Raw genomic sequence first — 15,396 nt, forward strand, 5'->3', positions numbered from 1 at the left:
TTACCTTCTTTGGCAACCAACATAGAAGGCCTTCCGAAACCTACATTTTTAGAATGCCATAAACAAACTAATTACGAAGATGGAATAGAAATGATTGCTCTTCCAATCTTATTTATCCTTTTTTATTTCCTTTTTGACTTCATTTCTTTAAAACGTTCTTACAAGAAAAACGACGAATTAGATGATTAAACAATCGGGCGCTAATCCGGGATAAAGAGCAGCGTCCACACTAGATCGTAGGGTGCTTATCAGGAATAAGTATTATCACTCAAACTAAAGATGGAATAAAGTCATATTTAAGCTTAGGACAAGGTATTCATAGTATTTATTGTGAATGCCTTTTTTCTCAACAAGCAACTTCAAGGTTGCTTTTACTTGATGAAACTTAACGGTTGCTTATGATCAATGTATGAATAAGAACAAAGACACTATATTCAAAGCTCTCAGTGACTCGACTCGACGGCTGATATTAGACGAACTATCTGAACGAAATGAGTTGACGTTGTTTGAATTAACTAGTCGTCTCATTATGAAGTCCGATCTTACCATTTCCCGACAGGGAGTATCTAAACATCGTTCTGTATTGGAAGATGCTGAGCTTGTCAAATCAATACGAAAGGGGAAATATCGAGTTCTTACGTTCAATAACGAACCACTTAAAAATTTGGTGAAAGGATGGATAGAGCAATTTTTCTTAAAACTTTAAACGAATTTATGGCTTTCTGTCTGGATAAGTTGTTAATTAGCATTAACTCAATTCAAAGGAGAGAAAGATATTATGAAAATCATTGTTAACAGTATATTTGTAAACGATCAATACAAAGCTTTGGAGTTTTATACAGAAAAACTAGGATTTGTAAAAAAGCATAATGAACCTGCTGGAGAGTTTAGGTGGATAACCGTTGTATCTCCCGATGATCAAAACGGTACCGAGCTACTGCTTGAACCGGATGAACATCCTGCTTCCAAAGAGTATCAACAGAAGATATTTGCCGATGGCATACCAGCAACAATGTTTGGTGTCGAAGATGTACAAAAAGAGTACAAACGATTGATAGAAAAAGACGTGAAGTTTACCATGGAGCCAACAGAAATGGGCGATGTAACAATAGCTGTCTTTGATGATACATGCGGCAACCTTATTCAGATAATACAGCAGTAATTCCATAATGAAAATTGTTTAAAGTTCATTTAAGCTATATCAGCTAATATCAGAAAAGAAAGTGCCATAAACGGGCGCATTTGTTGAATAAGAGCTGTGCCTTTAACTGGCCAGATTGTTTAAGACAAAGCAGCGGAAGAATTTAGCAGAGTTCCGTGGAGGTTTTAGGTTGAAAAATGGTAGAGAAAAAGGCTTTACCTATTGGAAGTTGAATTACAAAAGCAAGTTCATTAGAACCCTATGGATGATACCTATCGGTGTTTTAGCTATAATACTGCTATTCGTTACAAATACATCTACACAAATAAAGATAGTTCTAAGTGTGCTACTTTTTGTTGCTCTCTTAATGCAACTTATATACACCTACGTAAAATGGAAAAAAGAATTCCATTCTTAATGAAAACTTCAGCAAATGGGCGCCATTCCGGATTAAGGTTGTGTTGGTAAAGGGCCAGATAATTTAATAAGTTGTGTGAAAATTGGAGGGGGTTATTTGTATTTATTTTTTTCAATCATTCTAAGCGCAGTTCTAGGGTACATTTTATTGATGATGGGTCCAATTGTGGGAGGTATTGCTGCTTTTGGAATCGTTGTTGGTTGTATTTTCAGAGGATTGTATTTACTAACTGATATCCATAAAAGGGTTTCAAATGTATCACCCAAACAAGATAAAGCTCAAAAGGCTTATGAGGATTACTTAGAAGAAAAGAGTAAGTAGCTCTTATTATAGTAGAGTAACGGGCGCAAGAATGGAATAAGAATGTACGAGGGAGTGATGATGTGAAGAAAGTCTTTGAAACGACATATGACGGACATCACATACAAGTAGAAAATAAATGGTTAGGTGAAAAGTTATATATAAATGGAGAATTACAGGATGAAAATATTGGACTAGCTTTAAGAGCAACCTTAACAGGAAAACTAAATAATGATAGTCACGAAGCTAGAAATATAAAGGTGGCTCTTGGCGGTTTTTCCAAAATCCGCTGTAAAGTTTTTATCGACAATGTCTTAATTCCTTCTTCACACATTCGAATTAGAAGATGAAAATTAAGCATTTCAAGATTTTTTTAACCTATCCGGTGCAGTTCTCGAGTGTGAGGATTGTTTTGGGTATTGGAGGTATACGATGAAAATCAACTCATACCTTATTCAATTAGCAATTACTATAATAGCTATTTTTGGAGGAACTTTTACTATTCGTTATTTTAATACGGGGGAACTTCTAGTAGACCAAATTATTGGAGTTTCGGTTGGTGCGCTACTTTTCATTGCTTCATTGATTTGGAGAAAAGTGAACAATTAATGTCATTGCATTACCCGGCACTTTATTTGAACAATCCTATGCCGCAATCGAAGCCTTTTGATGGTTATGGGTAGGTATCTTTAAGAAATGAGAGGGTGTTTAGCCCTTCCTGCGACAGAAAGAGAGGGAGATAATGCCGAGCTAAGTTATTTCGTCATAAGAAGGACCTCAAAACAGAACATGCAAGATGTGTAACATTTTCATCAAGAGGAAACGCAGCAGTGGAGGAACAACGATGAAAGAACAAGAATTATTCTAGCGCTCGTTTTTCTTTATCGAACTTGGTAAAGATTATACACCAAAAGAGGCTGGGACAAATGATTTTGGTCAAAGAAAAATTCAGATAATCATTTGTCTATAAAGAGGAGTATCATAGATTTTAACTATGTTCCAGCTTCTTTTGTTAGTTATTTGTTGATATGAGTCAATTTCATAATTCAAATACAGTGGTTACATACGAATGATTCGAAAAATAGTGCAATGCTTTTTTGATTTTCACTGCAGGCGGACGCTTTCACCTACAGGCACAAGGGCGACATCAGTTCGAATTTCGCTTACGCTCGTTCTCACTGTGTCTTCTTAGCCGCGGGCATGGCTTGAGCCCCCCCTCAGGCCAGCACGACGTTGGTCACAAAGGCGTTGCCACAGGACGTGGCGTCTTTAGCCTTTGACCCTTAATTCCGCTACCTGCGGGGTCTCAAGGCTCATGCTACGACGAACACGATGTTCTAGTGTCGGCGTTGGTCACAAGAACACTACAAGGAGTAACATCTTTGCTATTTTTGCGCCGAGTAACCGCAGGCGCAGGACGTACTTGCACACGACGTGCTGGCTTCTGCGTTGACTTGTACAGGATGTACTGACTTCTACGTTGCAAACAGGACGTTTGCGTTCTTAGTAGAAGTTCCCTTCCCGACGTGCACGGTTTTAGCAGAAGTTCCACTATTTTAGCCGACACCTGCAGAAGTCGCCGCCTTTCGTTACAATCAATAATAGATATTTATGAAAATAAACGGATAGTATATAATTTATTTGCCTTATTGTTCGTATATTTAATCGAAATAAGTACTTGTGAAATTGATTCATATGTTATATTTCACGTATTAATAGTGTTTTTCTCTCCCGAAACGGAGTCTGTTAACGCATCCTTATCATGCGTTTATAATACAGCACCGAGAGCATCCCAAAGATAGAATATAATCCCGTATAGATCAGCATGACGATGGCCATAGGGATGACCATTTCCGTCCCAAAGAAAAACCAGCCGGATTTGACGGCAAAATAACTGTGGATCAGGCCGACGACAAGTGGAATGCCAAAGTTGAAGAGTTGCTTGCGCCGAATGCCTTTTAGCAAGTCGCTCTCTGTGAAGCCCAGTTTCCAAAGAATCGTGTAATTAGGCCGCTCATCTTCACTTTCATCCATTTGCTTAAAGTAAAGAATACACCCGGACGTAATAAGAAATGCTAACCCTAGAAATCCGACAATAAACATTGTGAGTCCAACACTCATCTTCTGATTAAGGGTCTTTGCATATCTTGATTCGTAACCAGCCCATTCATTAAATCCCAGATCGCGAAAAATCACATCTGCTTCTTCCACGTTACTGGTGTTTCTAATGTTAACCCCCTTATATGCAGTAAACTCCTGTCTGACATCAGGATCCTTGTCAGTAACTACCTTCTTGAAAATCGATTGATCCACAACAGCAACCGGAAATCCACCAGTCAGACGTGTAGGTATGGCGGAGATATCTTTGAATCCTTGATACTTCAGATCAAATGATGTCTTTTCCCCGCTTAGTGTAATTTGCCCCTGGTCTTTAAAGGGGAATATCTTCTCCATTGCTTTATCCCGATTGGCAAAAAATACGTCAGTTTGAGCGACATCCAAGTCTCCCACATCATCATCACTAATAACTGTCATTGTCGTATCACCGGCGTCAAATGCGGGCTCACCTCCGCCAGCTTCATCTGGTATGGAAATGATATCCCACAAATCAACCCTAGCGTCTATTAGATCAACATGCCTTGTTGTATAGTCAATGTTAGCTTCATCCAATGCATTCATGAACTTCTCTGCCGGTGGTGCCTCTGATGCATCATCCGGAGTCGGAATGGAAAAATGGTCTGGAATATTATCCATTGCCGTTTTTTCAGCAGAATAATAGGAAATATAACTGAGCGATAACAATCCAATCGCAAGTGCTGATAACGTTGTGATCACCGTCAAAAGAAATGAGTTGGACCTCATTCTAAACATAATCGATGACAGTGACAGAACATCATTTACATTTAAATAACCGCCTTTTTGCTTTCGGATGATATTGAAAATAAAGCTGACAGATCCTTTATAAAAAAGGTATGTTCCCAAAATAACGGATGCCAAAATCATCAGCATAACAATAAATAATTGATTGCCGAAAAATTCACTGCTGAACAGGCGTGATGACAAGTAATAGCCAAACACGATCAGACCAATTCCCAGTATGCCCACCAGAGCCTGCAATGGTGTCATTTTCTTTACCCGTTGCTCTGCGGTGGACGGCACATGGAACAATGCCAATATACTCTGACGTTTAATAAAAATATAGTTCATCAGCATGATTAGCAGATAGATTGCTGAGAAAACAACCAACGTCTGAATCAACGACTCTACAGAGAAGCTAAGCGTTGCCACATCGTTCACGCCCGTTACCTTGAACAAAATAAGCATTAATAGCCGTGAAACCGAAAATCCAAGAAAAATTCCAATCAGAAGTGAGCCAACATACAGCATTACATTTTCCACGCTTAACACCCGGAAAATCGCACTTTTTGTCATCCCAACCAATTGAAACAGCCCAATTTCTTTACTCCGCCGTTTGATAAAAAGATTGTTGGCATACAGAAGAAAGACTGCAACAATCACGATCAACATAATGGAACTCGCTTTCAAGGCTGCTGCCCCTCTGACCGTACCTTTCGTCGTGTCCAATGCAGGATCGTATTGCAAGGTAACGAAGGCAAAATACAATGCCACACTAAAGACCAGTGCAAAAATATACACATAATAATTCTTAATGTTTTTCTTTAGATTGCGATAAATGATCTGATTAATGTTCATACTTAATCCCACCTAAAACACCCTGGGCCTTGATGATATCCTGAAAAAATTCATCACGTGACTGCTCACCCTTATTGAGTTGTGTATATATTTGTCCGTCTTTTATAAAGACCACACGCTTACTAAAGCTTGCTGCCAATGGATCATGCGTCACCATAATAATCGATGCGTTTCTCTTGGCGTTTAAGTCACTTAGCTTATTCAACAGTTCTGACGCTGCTTTTGAATCAAGCGCACCTGTTGGTTCATCCGCGAAAATGATACTCGGTTCGTGAATAAATGCACGCGCCGCAGATGTCCGTTGCTTTTGCCCACCGGAAATTTCATTCGGGTATTTATTAGCGATATCTGCAATCCCCAACTCCGTAGCGACCATGTCAAATGCCTTGTTGGCCTCCTTTTTGGAAACCTTCTTAATGGAAAGCGGCAACAGAATGTTTTCTTTCACCGTTAAGGTATCCAGTAAATTATACTCCTGGAAAATAAACCCCAGGTGATGCTTTCTGAATTCAGCGAGCTGTTTATCTTTCATTTGGTTAAAATTCTGCCCTTCAATTGTAATCGTTCCCTGACTGACACGATCGATGGACGAGAGTACGTTCAGAAGAGTCGTCTTTCCAGAGCCAGATGCACCCATAATAGTTACAAATTCCCCTTCCTGCACCTGTAGATCAAGGGCACGAAGCACCTCTTGTTTTCTAAATTTGTTTCCATACGTTTTATAAATTTTTATTGCTTCAAGTATCGCCATGTCATTCACTCCTTTTGTCTCAATCTTACCTACATCACGCTGGGTTCTCCTTCACTATTTCTTACAATAACTAAAAAGCATGTGACAGATTCGTCACATGCCTGCAATCTCGTCGAAATCATTCTCTTTCGGGAACGTCAACGTAAACATTGTCCCCTCTCCTAATCTCGATGTCACGTCTATCGTGATATGAAGGGAGTCCGTCACTTGCTTGGCAAGGTACAGCCCCATACCCGTTGCCGTTTGATCGAAATGCGCAATCGTATTGGTAAACCCCTGGTCAAAAATACGCGGCACGTCTTTCGCATCAATCCCACGCCCCTGATCAGCAATCGTCAGCACACACCGCTCATCCTCGATAAAACTTTCAATCATGACATCTGATGCTTCACTGTATTTAACAGCGTTCGATAAAAGCTGTCTGGCAATAAATCCAAACCATTTTGCATCGGTCAGCACCTCTGTTACATGAAGATTGACATCAAAACCGATGCCTTTCTGCATACACCACAGTTTCAATGCTTTAATTTCCTCGAACATTAATGTTTCCAGATCCGTCTTTTCAATAAAAAGATCGTTATGCATGAAGGGGATGCGCTTTTGATGCAACTTTTGATCCAACAGTAAATGAACCCTTAGCCATTCATACATGAGCTGACCCTTAAGTGCATGGTTATCAACACGTTCAATGATTAACTGAAGCGTTGTCAGCGGCGTTTTCACCTCATGAATCCAACTCAGTGTATCATCTTTTTCTCGTTCCACACGTGTATGTAAATGGTCTAATTGTGTTTTGTATACCTCATTTTGCTTCTGAATCATTTCAGATGTCATTTCTTCAAACGGGCTGTCCGCCTCGGGTATCGTTGTTAAATCAAACGGCTGACTGTGACGCTTCAATGCTCTATAAAACCGAGTTTCCTTATGATAACGGACAACCAGGAAGACACTGAAGAAAAGTGACGTTATAAATACCATGTACAATACCGAATTAAAATGAATTCCGATATCCAGATAACCGATGAGCAGGACAAGAAGCTGGGAAATAACAAAAAACAAAATCCAGCTGAGGCGCTCTCTTAAAAATAACCTGATCATCTTGTTGCCTCTTCCTTTGCGACATAGCCTTGGCCGACTTTGGTTTCAATCAAGTCACCTAATTCCAATTCAGCCAGCTTTTTCCGCAGTCGGTTGATGTTCACGGTCAGTGTATTGTCACTCACAAATCGGTCGTCATCCCAAAGACTCGTAATCAATTCCTCCCGTGTCACAATGTCATTTTTCCTTTCAATCAAGATCTTTAATATATACATCTCATTTTTCGTGAGCTCAATCACTTTCTGATCACGGGAAACCGTTCCCTTTATAAAATCAACCGTTGCCCCGCACCACGTTTTTAATTCCAGCTGGGTACTTGTATTGTAATTGTACACCCGTCGCAGGGTCGCCTGGATTTTTGCAATAAGCACATCAAAATGAAATGGCTTCTGGACGAAATCATCCGCACCAAGCTGCATAGACATTACCATATCAGTCGGGTGATCACGCGACGATAAAAAAATAATCGGCACATTCGAATGCGATCGGATCAACCGGCACCAGTGAAAACCATCGAACTTCGGCAGTTGAATATCAATAATGACCAAATCTGGCTTGTTTTCTGTAAATTCTTCAAGCACATTACCAAAATCCATGACCCCATCCACACGATAAGACCACTGAGAAAGCCTATCCTTTACTTCCTGAAATAATGTTTCATCATCTTCGACCAACATAATTGTAAACAACACGTTCACCACACTTTAAAAAACTATTTAAACCTATAGTAATATGAGCTTTAGGAGGAAGTAAAATAAGTTCTCAAGAAAAGCTCAAGCGCCTAGGCGCCGAATCTAGACACTTATCCAGATAAACCAAATTATAATTTCATAAACAAGAACATAATATTCTTCTTTCGAATTATATACGAACGCGTTTCAAAATTACATGGGGGGAAAACGCATTGATTTATTTTGTTCGTTGGATTTAGAAAAGTGAACGGCCTCCCTTTAAACGCGGTAGGTGGCATAATGAAGAAAGGATGGTGATTAACTATGATTGACAGGAAAAAGTTACACCGGTTGGTGGACGAATTGCCAGAAGAAAAGTTACCCCGAATGGATGAATTTCTACGTCATTTATTTGATGAAGAGGAATTGGAATTGAATGATGAGACAAAAAAGGAAGTGGACGAAGCCCGTAAGCGCGTCAAAAACGGGGGATATGTTACACTTAATGAACTATTAGAGGAATCTCGGGATGTATGAACAGGATTTAGCTGAAAATCCATTTGCAGATACAAGCGTGAAACGGATGAAAGGTTATACGAGCACGTTCCGAAAGCGAATTGGCATATATTTGAGGTCGATCAAGGGCGTCTTATTGTGCTTGTTTTGAAGATTGGCAGCCGTGGAGACATTTATAAAAAATAGAAAAACGCCTTCTTTGCTTTTTGAAAAAGGGGCGTTTATTTTTGTACAGGCAAAGGCGCAAGAGTGGAATAAGAAAATACGAGGGAGTGATGATGTGAAGAAAGTATTTGAAACTACATATGACGGACATCACATACAAGTGGAAAATAAATGGTTAGGTGAAAAGTTATATGTAGATGGAGAATTACAGGATGAAAATATTGGACTAGCTTTAAGAGCAACCTTAACAGGAAAACTAAATAATGATAGTCACGAACCTAAAAATATAAAGGTGGCTCTTGGCGGTTTTTATAAAATCCGCTGTAAAGTTTTTATTGATAATGTCTTAATTCCTTCTCAACACATTCGAATAAGAAGATGAAAAGCTGGTTAAACGGCTTTTTCTCCTTATTTATCATTGGTATGCTTGCTTTCGGTATTAAAAATTATGTTGAGTCACAAGCAAGCGCCGGCCATCCAGGAAGCAGTCTCAACTGGGATGCTGTTATTCTCTTTAATATTCTCTATTCTCTAGGCGCGGCCATTTTGTTATCCCCGCTAAGCTATTTTGTCATAAGAAGAATGTCAAAACAGAAAATGCAAGATGTGTAACATTTTCATCAAGAGGAAACGCAGCTGTGGAGGAACAACAATGAAAGATCAAGAGTTATTTTCCGATGTAAAACACGATAAAGCCGACCACTAACATAACGGGGAAGAACCATTCCATGACCGTTCTCCTTTTTTAATGAAGTAATGTTTTAAGCCAAGGTTTCATTAGGGCCGGGAGAAGGGGGGTTCGAATGAAAAAGTTGGGGACAACATGTGCTTGCTTATCTATTAGGTGTCGGAATTTTATTCAGTCTTATTTATTTCATTAACGATTCTTCTCGAACGGAAGTGTTGTCCGGTTTTTTGAAAATATGGACAATTGTATTAGGCATTGATTTTTTAGTTGCTATCAGTCATCTTATATGGCCGAAAGCGAAGAGATAATATATTTCTAGCACATATTCATAGTTTTATGAAAGGAGATTACTCCTTCACCGGGCGGAGGCGCAAACCTTACTTTTAGGTTTGCGTCTTTCTAACATTAGCACAAAAGATCAAGTTGCTTACATAATACTTCGTTATACTGGATTTGTAAGGTGAAGAGGTGACCAAATGTCCTATCAAGCGCATGAAACGGCTATTCAACGATCATTAAAGTTTATTGAAGAACATCTGACCAATGAATTGCAGCTCACCCTTTTGGCTGAACAGGCTGGTTATTCGAAATTCCATTTTCAACGTATTTTCCGAAAGATTATTGGAAAATCAGTTGCTGCATATATACGAGAACGACGAATAACTCAAAGTGCGAGGGAGTTAATCACGACGGATCAAAGAGTGATTGACATAGCGATAACCTATCGCTTTCATTCTCAGGAATCTTTTACAAGGGCCTTTAAGAAAGTTTACAACACAACACCAGGAGATTATCGGAAACTGCTTAGGAAATTAGATAGCAAAGGGGAGTTTATTGTGAGTACTAATAGTAACGCGCCAAGCGGTTGGATTATGACAGGAGAATCGCCATTTGATTATGAAACTGGTTTAGATAACGGGATGGTACATAGCGGTAACTACTCGGCATATTTGAAATCGAAGAATGAAAAAGCAAAAGGCTTTGCGACATTGATGCAACAAATTAAGTCAGATAAATATCGGGGAGAGCGAGTTCGGTTTTCCGCATTTGTGAAGAGTACAGATGTGAAAGAGAGTGCTGGCTTGTGGATGCGGGTCGATCATTCTTCTGGAGAAGTCCTTGCTTTTGATAATATGATGAATCGTCCAATCAAAGGAACAAACGATTGGAATCACTTCAGCGTTGTATTGGATATTCCAATAAAAAGTGAAGTCATAGCATTTGGCGTGTTGTTAAATGGATCTGGTCAAATTTGGATGGACAAACTTGGTTTTGAAGTGGTAGACGATAGTGTCCCGGTGACAGAGCAAAATCCCACAGAAGGTTTACCCAATGAACCACTCAATTTGGATTTTGAAGATAATAATACTGTCAGATGACAAAAAACCAATTCAGAAAAAGGAGGAATGAAGCAGCCGTGAGAAAAGTGTTTTCGGTTGTATTACAACTTGTTCATTCACTCACTTTTCTTATTGGACTCGGGTTTTTATTTGGAGAAGATAAGAAAAAAGATAATGATTAAAAAAAGGAATAGTATGCAAACTCAATCTCTTGTCATTGGTGGTTGGAATGGCTCAACTACTCAAGTGAGCGTAATCGTCTTATAGGGTCAATCAGGCTAATTTCTGGTTGGCCTTTTTATTGTTTCTTTTTACCCTTTTAGAAACCTTTATAAGGAGTATGACCAAGCACCTTTTAAATAAAATTAAAATGTATTTTAATTTTATTTAATTTTATGTTACCATTGTTAACGAAAGAGGTGACAAAGTTGAAACGTGAAGATGTTCCAGAGTGGGTTTTATCTTTAGATAATGAATCCCTTGAGTTTATCAGGAAGTTTATTATGAATTCTGGTTCCTTAAAAAAGGTTGCGAAAATCTACGATGTTTCTTATCCGACAGTAAGGACGCGATTAGATAATTTAATTCATAAAATTGAACTGAACAGTAAAGCAGAAGATGTGGAATTCGTGAATATGGTTAAAAATCTTGTCATTGATGAACGTATTAGTTTAGACGTTGCCAAAATGATTATTGATACATATCAAAGGGAGAAACAGAACGAATAACAGTATTAAACCGGCAACTTCAAATCGAATCTTTGAAAACTAGAGGAGGCTATATAGGATGCACTACATTTTATGGGCTGCAGGAATAGCAACGCTGATTGTTCAATACTTTATTTCCAAGCAAAGGATCACGATTTTCGGTGCAATTTTACCGACCGCCTATATGATCTTTATCATTTGGTTGGTTGTAAATTGGGAGGTGCCTGCTACTACGGAAAATATTGTACCGCTTTCCCTTGGTTTGGTCCTCTTATTAAGTGGCTGGATCAATGGTAAGGAAGCCTACAAAAAGAAACAGAAAAAGGAAATGGATAAAATGAAAGGCAAAGATTTAAGTTATACGTGTTAGTTATAGGGCTGATCTGTTAATGAATATTGGTAGAGACGATTCAAGTATGAAAGAGAGTGTATGGACTCTTTTAAAAGTCTAATTTTAATGGTTGATAGAGCAAAGTTCATCCTGTTAAGAAGAATTGTTAAAAGTATAAAGAAATTATAAACTCTGAAGTTATTTGGTATTACCGTGTTACATTAATTTGCAGGAGGAATGACTCATGAATGCACGATTACTTCTTGTGGAGGATGACCCTGAAATTGCACGTGTTGTTCGTGATACGTTTTTGCGCGAAGGTTATGAGGTGACTTGGGCGACGACGGGGTTAGAAGGCTGGGAGGATTTTCAAGAGAGGTCGTATGATCTTGTCCTCATTGATCTCATGCTGCCAGAGATGGATGGTTTTACTTTATGTAAAAATATTCGTTGGAAGAGCGATATACCCATGATGATTATTAGTGCACGGAAAGAAGATGAAGATAAGGTAGAGGGACTGCAGCTCGGTGCCGATGATTATGTAGCAAAACCATTCAGCTTAGTGGAATTGAAAGCAAGAGTCGGGTCATTACTCCGTCGTTGGCGGCGTTACCAAGGCGTTCCAGATCTGGAAAATAAGACAGCGTACATGAATGGGTTGACCCTTCACTGGAACCAACAAAAAGTTTTGATTCATGGCCATGAAATTGATTTAACGGGAAAGGAATTTGACTTATTGAAAGTGATGGCACAAAATCCTCAGCGTACGTTTTCAAAAAGCGAATTGTATCAACATGTTTGGCATCAAGTAGATGCGGATGGTTTACATACGGTCACTGTCCATATTAAATCATTACGGGAAAAGTTAATGGATCCCGTGAAAACACCCCAATTTATTCAAACAGTATGGGGGAAAGGCTACCGATTTATTGGAGAACCGGTATGAAATTAAAAACTTGGCTGTTGTTCTCTTATTTCATCGTGATGATCCTTCCGCTTGCTGCTGCTTACACGTTGTTTGCTTGGATCAATGCCTATCATGAAGATCAGAAAGTGGAAGAATATTTTCAGAAGTGGACGGAATTACAAGCGATTACATCGGTTTTAGAAGATCCTACCCTTTATCAGCCAAATGTAGAGCGCCCGCAAGTTGACAACCTTGTCCAACCACAAGTGTCAATTGTTCTCTATAACGATGACGGGCTTGTTCTCTATGCTTCTGACCCTGTAAATGCCTCTTCCTTCCTTGCCCTCGGCAGAGAAGAGCGTTATAAAAATTTGTATTCCCTAGAACAAGGCTATCGAACCTACCGATACAAGCAGCCTGTCTTATCTGAAAACGAACTCGTCGGTTTTTTTGAGGTGGAAATGGCTCGTGATGAGTGGACGGCTGGCGTTGAAGATCGTAGTTGGTTCATGGCAGGTGTGTTTATTGTCTTTTTTTTACTAATCTATCTAACCGTTGTATATTTAGTCAATCGAAAACTAACCAGAAGATTGAACCGCTTAATGAAGCAAATGACGGCTTTCGCAAATAGAGAGGAAGTCGAGGAAGTACCAACGGAGAAAGACGAGATCGGAGAATTGACGACACATTTTAACGGAATGAGACAACAAATAGAAGCGGCAAGGAAGAAAATAGCAAAAGAACAACAAGAAAAAGAATACATGATTGCAACCATTTCTCATGATTTAAAAACGCCGCTCACCTCTATCCGTGCTTATACGGAGTCACTTGTTTCCGAACGAGAATTGTCTGTCGAAGAGCGGATGGAATACCGAGATGTGGTGGTCAATAAAGCACATTACATGAAACAAATGCTGGATGATTTATTGATGTATACCCTGTTACAATCACCGGCATACGAAATGGAACTTGTCGAAGTAGACGGCAATGAGTTTTTTGACATGCTTGTTTCCGATTACGAACCATTATGTAAGGAAAAAAACATACACTTGCATGTCCACTGTGACGTGACAGGGAAATACCGAGTGAACCCGAAACAAATGGTGCGTGTAGCTGATAATCTGATGAGCAATGCGATTCGGCATACAAAAGAAGGGGGGCATATTTGGATGACGGCTATTTCAGCGGACAGGCCACTCCCGGATTGGATGGTCCCCTTCTTATTACCACTCCTCAAAGAACAGAATGTTGATGCTGCGCAGGATAATGTGTATCTTATTGTTCAAAATCAGGGGAAAGGCATAACAGATGAAAAATTATCTCACGTTTTTGATCCTCTTTATCAGGCCGATCAAGCACGAAGCAAAAAAGATGCACGCGGAACGGGGCTGGGACTAAGTATTACAAAACAAATTATGGATAAACACGGTGGCGAAGTCCGGATACTCTCAAACAAAGGAATTGGTACATGTGTCATGTGTAAATTACCAAAATTACAGAGAAAAGGTGAGGACGATGAAACGAACTAAATTAGCTGGAATGATAAGTACCATAGGGGTGATAACAATCGGATTATTTGGGTGTTCGTCTCAAGAAAATCAATATTCACCAGAGCAAGTGATTAACAATGCATTAGAAGAGACAACCGAACTAGAAGCATACTATGCGGAAGCTGAAATGACGACGGAGGAAAAAGGAAAGGATCCTGAACAAATCCTCATGAAAGAATGGGTAAGCAAAGAAGGAAAAAGAAGAATAGAAACGGTAAATCAAGACGGAAGTGAAAAAAGCATTGCAGTAAATGACGGGGCTAACTTAACTAGTTACCAACCGGAAACAAAACAGGCATTTGTGATTGAAGACAACCCGGAACTTCTTTCGATTAATCAGATGTCGCCGAAACAACAAGCCGAACAATTACTGAAAATGGTTCAGGATACACATGATGTTTCGCTAGGTGGAGAAGAAGAGGTAGCGGGACGCGCGGCGTACCATCTTATTGCCAAAGCAAAAAAGGATAATGCTTTGATTGGGGATCAAGAACTGTGGGTGGATAAAGAAAATTGGATGGTATTAAAAATGGATTCGAGATCCGGTGATAGCCGAATAGAAATGACGTACACAGAAATAGAGCTGGATCCGGAAATTCCAACCGGAACATTTGCGCTTGACCTTCCCGATGATGTGGAAGTTCAAGATCTGGAAAACATGGATCAGACACGGGAAGTAACGCTTGAGGAAGCAGCTGATAATATTGGAAAAGCCTTTCTTTATTTCCCTGAAACAGACGGACTTTCTATCAGCCGAGTGGAACTCTTAGACATACAAGGTGAACTGCAAAGGAAGGAAGTAAACATTGATTACGAAAAGGATGGACTGCCTTATTTTACAATGACAGTGTTTGAATCTCTGGAAGAGTCAGAAGAGGACACAGAAGTGTTACCTGGCGAAGAAGCCGTTACGGTTCGCAATCAAGAGGGGACCTACATGGAAATGAATGATTTCCGCTCATTGGTCTGGCAGGAAAATGGCTCCAATTATTCGATCATCCTTACTGACCCGAATCTAACACTTGAAGATTTTAAAACGTTGACAGATGACATGCTCCCTGTTGAGTAGGAGACAGAAGGTGGTTTAGGAGCAGCTTCA

At 39.5% G+C, this 15,396-nt stretch carries 18 protein-coding genes and 2 pseudogenes; 16 read left to right on the forward strand and 4 right to left on the reverse strand.

The window, feature by feature from the left end; all coding sequences use genetic code 11:
* From LOR49_RS12295 to LOR49_RS12320, 6 genes and pseudogenes are all read left to right on the forward strand, one after another.
* Positions 1–189 (forward strand): annotated as a pseudogene (locus tag LOR49_RS12295) (hypothetical protein); the annotation flags it as partial.
* A 220-nt stretch (positions 190–409) separates the two neighbouring features.
* Positions 410–706 carry an ArsR/SmtB family transcription factor gene (locus LOR49_RS12300; protein ID WP_240377035.1) on the forward strand — a complete coding sequence of 99 codons (297 nt, stop codon included), beginning with the start codon at positions 410–412 and terminating at the stop codon, positions 704–706.
* A 72-nt stretch (positions 707–778) separates the two neighbouring features.
* The gene (locus LOR49_RS12305; RefSeq protein WP_240377036.1) at positions 779–1,162 is read left to right on the forward strand and encodes a VOC family protein; all 384 of its coding nucleotides are present in this window, start codon (positions 779–781) and stop codon (positions 1,160–1,162) included.
* A gap of 493 nt (positions 1,163–1,655) precedes the next feature.
* Positions 1,656–1,880, forward strand: coding sequence for a hypothetical protein (locus LOR49_RS12310; RefSeq protein ID WP_240377037.1), 225 nt, complete (start codon positions 1,656–1,658; stop codon positions 1,878–1,880).
* Positions 1,881–1,942: 62 nt separating this feature from the next.
* Positions 1,943–2,209, forward strand: coding sequence for a hypothetical protein (locus LOR49_RS12315; RefSeq protein ID WP_240377038.1), 267 nt, complete (start codon positions 1,943–1,945; stop codon positions 2,207–2,209).
* An 82-nt stretch (positions 2,210–2,291) separates the two neighbouring features.
* The gene (locus LOR49_RS12320) at positions 2,292–2,468 is read left to right on the forward strand and encodes a hypothetical protein (protein ID WP_240377039.1); all 177 of its coding nucleotides are present in this window, start codon (positions 2,292–2,294) and stop codon (positions 2,466–2,468) included.
* 1,137 nt (positions 2,469–3,605) lie between these two features.
* Here LOR49_RS12320 and LOR49_RS12325 read toward each other — a convergent pair.
* The 4 genes from LOR49_RS12325 to LOR49_RS12340 all read right to left on the reverse strand — a co-directional run bounded on the left by LOR49_RS12325 (position 3,606) and on the right by LOR49_RS12340 (position 8,111).
* Positions 3,606–5,573 carry an FtsX-like permease family protein gene (locus tag LOR49_RS12325; RefSeq protein WP_240377040.1) on the reverse strand — a complete coding sequence of 656 codons (1,968 nt, stop codon included), beginning with the start codon at positions 5,571–5,573 and terminating at the stop codon, positions 3,606–3,608.
* Positions 5,563–6,324, reverse strand: a complete 762-nt coding sequence (locus LOR49_RS12330; RefSeq protein WP_240377041.1) for an ABC transporter ATP-binding protein — start codon at positions 6,322–6,324, stop codon at positions 5,563–5,565. The genes LOR49_RS12325 and LOR49_RS12330 overlap by 11 nt, the downstream gene beginning before the upstream one ends.
* 93 nt (positions 6,325–6,417) lie before the next feature.
* Positions 6,418–7,422, reverse strand: coding sequence for a sensor histidine kinase (locus LOR49_RS12335; protein ID WP_240377042.1), 1,005 nt, complete (start codon positions 7,420–7,422; stop codon positions 6,418–6,420).
* Positions 7,419–8,111: a response regulator transcription factor gene (locus LOR49_RS12340; protein WP_240377175.1), complete on the reverse strand. Its 693-nt coding sequence runs from the start codon at positions 8,109–8,111 to the stop codon at positions 7,419–7,421. The genes LOR49_RS12335 and LOR49_RS12340 overlap by 4 nt, the downstream gene beginning before the upstream one ends.
* A gap of 306 nt (positions 8,112–8,417) precedes the next feature.
* On the opposite strand from LOR49_RS12340, the gene LOR49_RS12345 reads away from it, so the two are divergent.
* The 10 genes and pseudogenes from LOR49_RS12345 to LOR49_RS12390 all read left to right on the forward strand — a co-directional run bounded on the left by LOR49_RS12345 (position 8,418) and on the right by LOR49_RS12390 (position 15,366).
* Complete coding sequence (locus LOR49_RS12345; protein WP_240377043.1) at positions 8,418–8,630, forward strand: hypothetical protein; 213 nt, start codon at positions 8,418–8,420, stop codon at positions 8,628–8,630.
* A gap of 142 nt (positions 8,631–8,772) precedes the next feature.
* Entirely contained in the window at positions 8,773–9,156 is a 384-nt protein-coding gene (locus tag LOR49_RS12350) for a hypothetical protein (RefSeq protein ID WP_240377044.1), read from the forward strand.
* Positions 9,153–9,386 (forward strand): hypothetical protein, encoded by a 234-nt coding sequence (locus LOR49_RS12355; RefSeq protein ID WP_240377045.1) that lies wholly within the window; start codon positions 9,153–9,155, stop codon positions 9,384–9,386. Before LOR49_RS12350 ends, LOR49_RS12355 begins: the two co-directional genes overlap by 4 nt.
* Before the next feature lie 195 nt (positions 9,387–9,581).
* Positions 9,582–9,770 (forward strand): annotated as a pseudogene (locus LOR49_RS12360) (hypothetical protein); the annotation flags it as partial.
* A 168-nt stretch (positions 9,771–9,938) separates the two neighbouring features.
* On the forward strand, positions 9,939–10,841 hold the full coding sequence (locus LOR49_RS12365) for a helix-turn-helix domain-containing protein (protein ID WP_240377046.1): 903 nt from the start codon (positions 9,939–9,941) through the stop codon (positions 10,839–10,841).
* Positions 10,842–11,230: 389 nt separating this feature from the next.
* Positions 11,231–11,530, forward strand: coding sequence for a DUF2089 family protein (locus LOR49_RS12370; protein WP_240377047.1), 300 nt, complete (start codon positions 11,231–11,233; stop codon positions 11,528–11,530).
* 58 nt (positions 11,531–11,588) lie between these two features.
* Positions 11,589–11,879, forward strand: a complete 291-nt coding sequence (locus LOR49_RS12375) for a hypothetical protein (RefSeq protein ID WP_240377048.1) — start codon at positions 11,589–11,591, stop codon at positions 11,877–11,879.
* A gap of 205 nt (positions 11,880–12,084) precedes the next feature.
* On the forward strand, positions 12,085–12,786 hold the full coding sequence (locus LOR49_RS12380) for a response regulator transcription factor (protein ID WP_240377049.1): 702 nt from the start codon (positions 12,085–12,087) through the stop codon (positions 12,784–12,786).
* A complete protein-coding gene (locus tag LOR49_RS12385; RefSeq protein WP_240377050.1) occupies positions 12,783–14,276 on the forward strand; it encodes a sensor histidine kinase in 1,494 nt (497 codons plus the stop codon). Before LOR49_RS12380 ends, LOR49_RS12385 begins: the two co-directional genes overlap by 4 nt.
* Positions 14,263–15,366 (forward strand): LolA family protein, encoded by a 1,104-nt coding sequence (locus LOR49_RS12390; RefSeq protein WP_240377051.1) that lies wholly within the window; start codon positions 14,263–14,265, stop codon positions 15,364–15,366. Before LOR49_RS12385 ends, LOR49_RS12390 begins: the two co-directional genes overlap by 14 nt.
* Positions 15,367–15,396 lie beyond the last annotated feature (30 nt).

Origin of the sequence: Bacillus piscicola (assembly GCF_022458745.1) — a bacterium.
Taxonomy (GTDB): Bacteria; Bacillota; Bacilli; order Bacillales; family Marinococcaceae; genus Alteribacillus_A; species Alteribacillus_A piscicola.

Coding starts and splice junctions, on each gene's coding strand:
- LOR49_RS12365 (WP_240377046.1), top strand. CDS start 9,939: ATGTCCTATCAAGCGCATGAAACGGCTATTCAACGATCATTAAAGTTT.
- LOR49_RS12330 (WP_240377041.1), bottom strand. CDS start 6,324: ATGGCGATACTTGAAGCAATAAAAATTTATAAAACGTATGGAAACAAA.
- LOR49_RS12325 (WP_240377040.1), bottom strand. CDS start 5,573: ATGAACATTAATCAGATCATTTATCGCAATCTAAAGAAAAACATTAAG.
- LOR49_RS12385 (WP_240377050.1), top strand. CDS start 12,783: ATGAAATTAAAAACTTGGCTGTTGTTCTCTTATTTCATCGTGATGATC.
- LOR49_RS12320 (WP_240377039.1), top strand. CDS start 2,292: ATGAAAATCAACTCATACCTTATTCAATTAGCAATTACTATAATAGCT.
- LOR49_RS12305 (WP_240377036.1), top strand. CDS start 779: ATGAAAATCATTGTTAACAGTATATTTGTAAACGATCAATACAAAGCT.
- LOR49_RS12300 (WP_240377035.1), top strand. CDS start 410: ATGAATAAGAACAAAGACACTATATTCAAAGCTCTCAGTGACTCGACT.
- LOR49_RS12335 (WP_240377042.1), bottom strand. CDS start 7,422: ATGATCAGGTTATTTTTAAGAGAGCGCCTCAGCTGGATTTTGTTTTTT.
- LOR49_RS12345 (WP_240377043.1), top strand. CDS start 8,418: ATGATTGACAGGAAAAAGTTACACCGGTTGGTGGACGAATTGCCAGAA.
- LOR49_RS12380 (WP_240377049.1), top strand. CDS start 12,085: ATGAATGCACGATTACTTCTTGTGGAGGATGACCCTGAAATTGCACGT.
- LOR49_RS12375 (WP_240377048.1), top strand. CDS start 11,589: ATGCACTACATTTTATGGGCTGCAGGAATAGCAACGCTGATTGTTCAA.
- LOR49_RS12355 (WP_240377045.1), top strand. CDS start 9,153: ATGAAAAGCTGGTTAAACGGCTTTTTCTCCTTATTTATCATTGGTATG.
- LOR49_RS12390 (WP_240377051.1), top strand. CDS start 14,263: ATGAAACGAACTAAATTAGCTGGAATGATAAGTACCATAGGGGTGATA.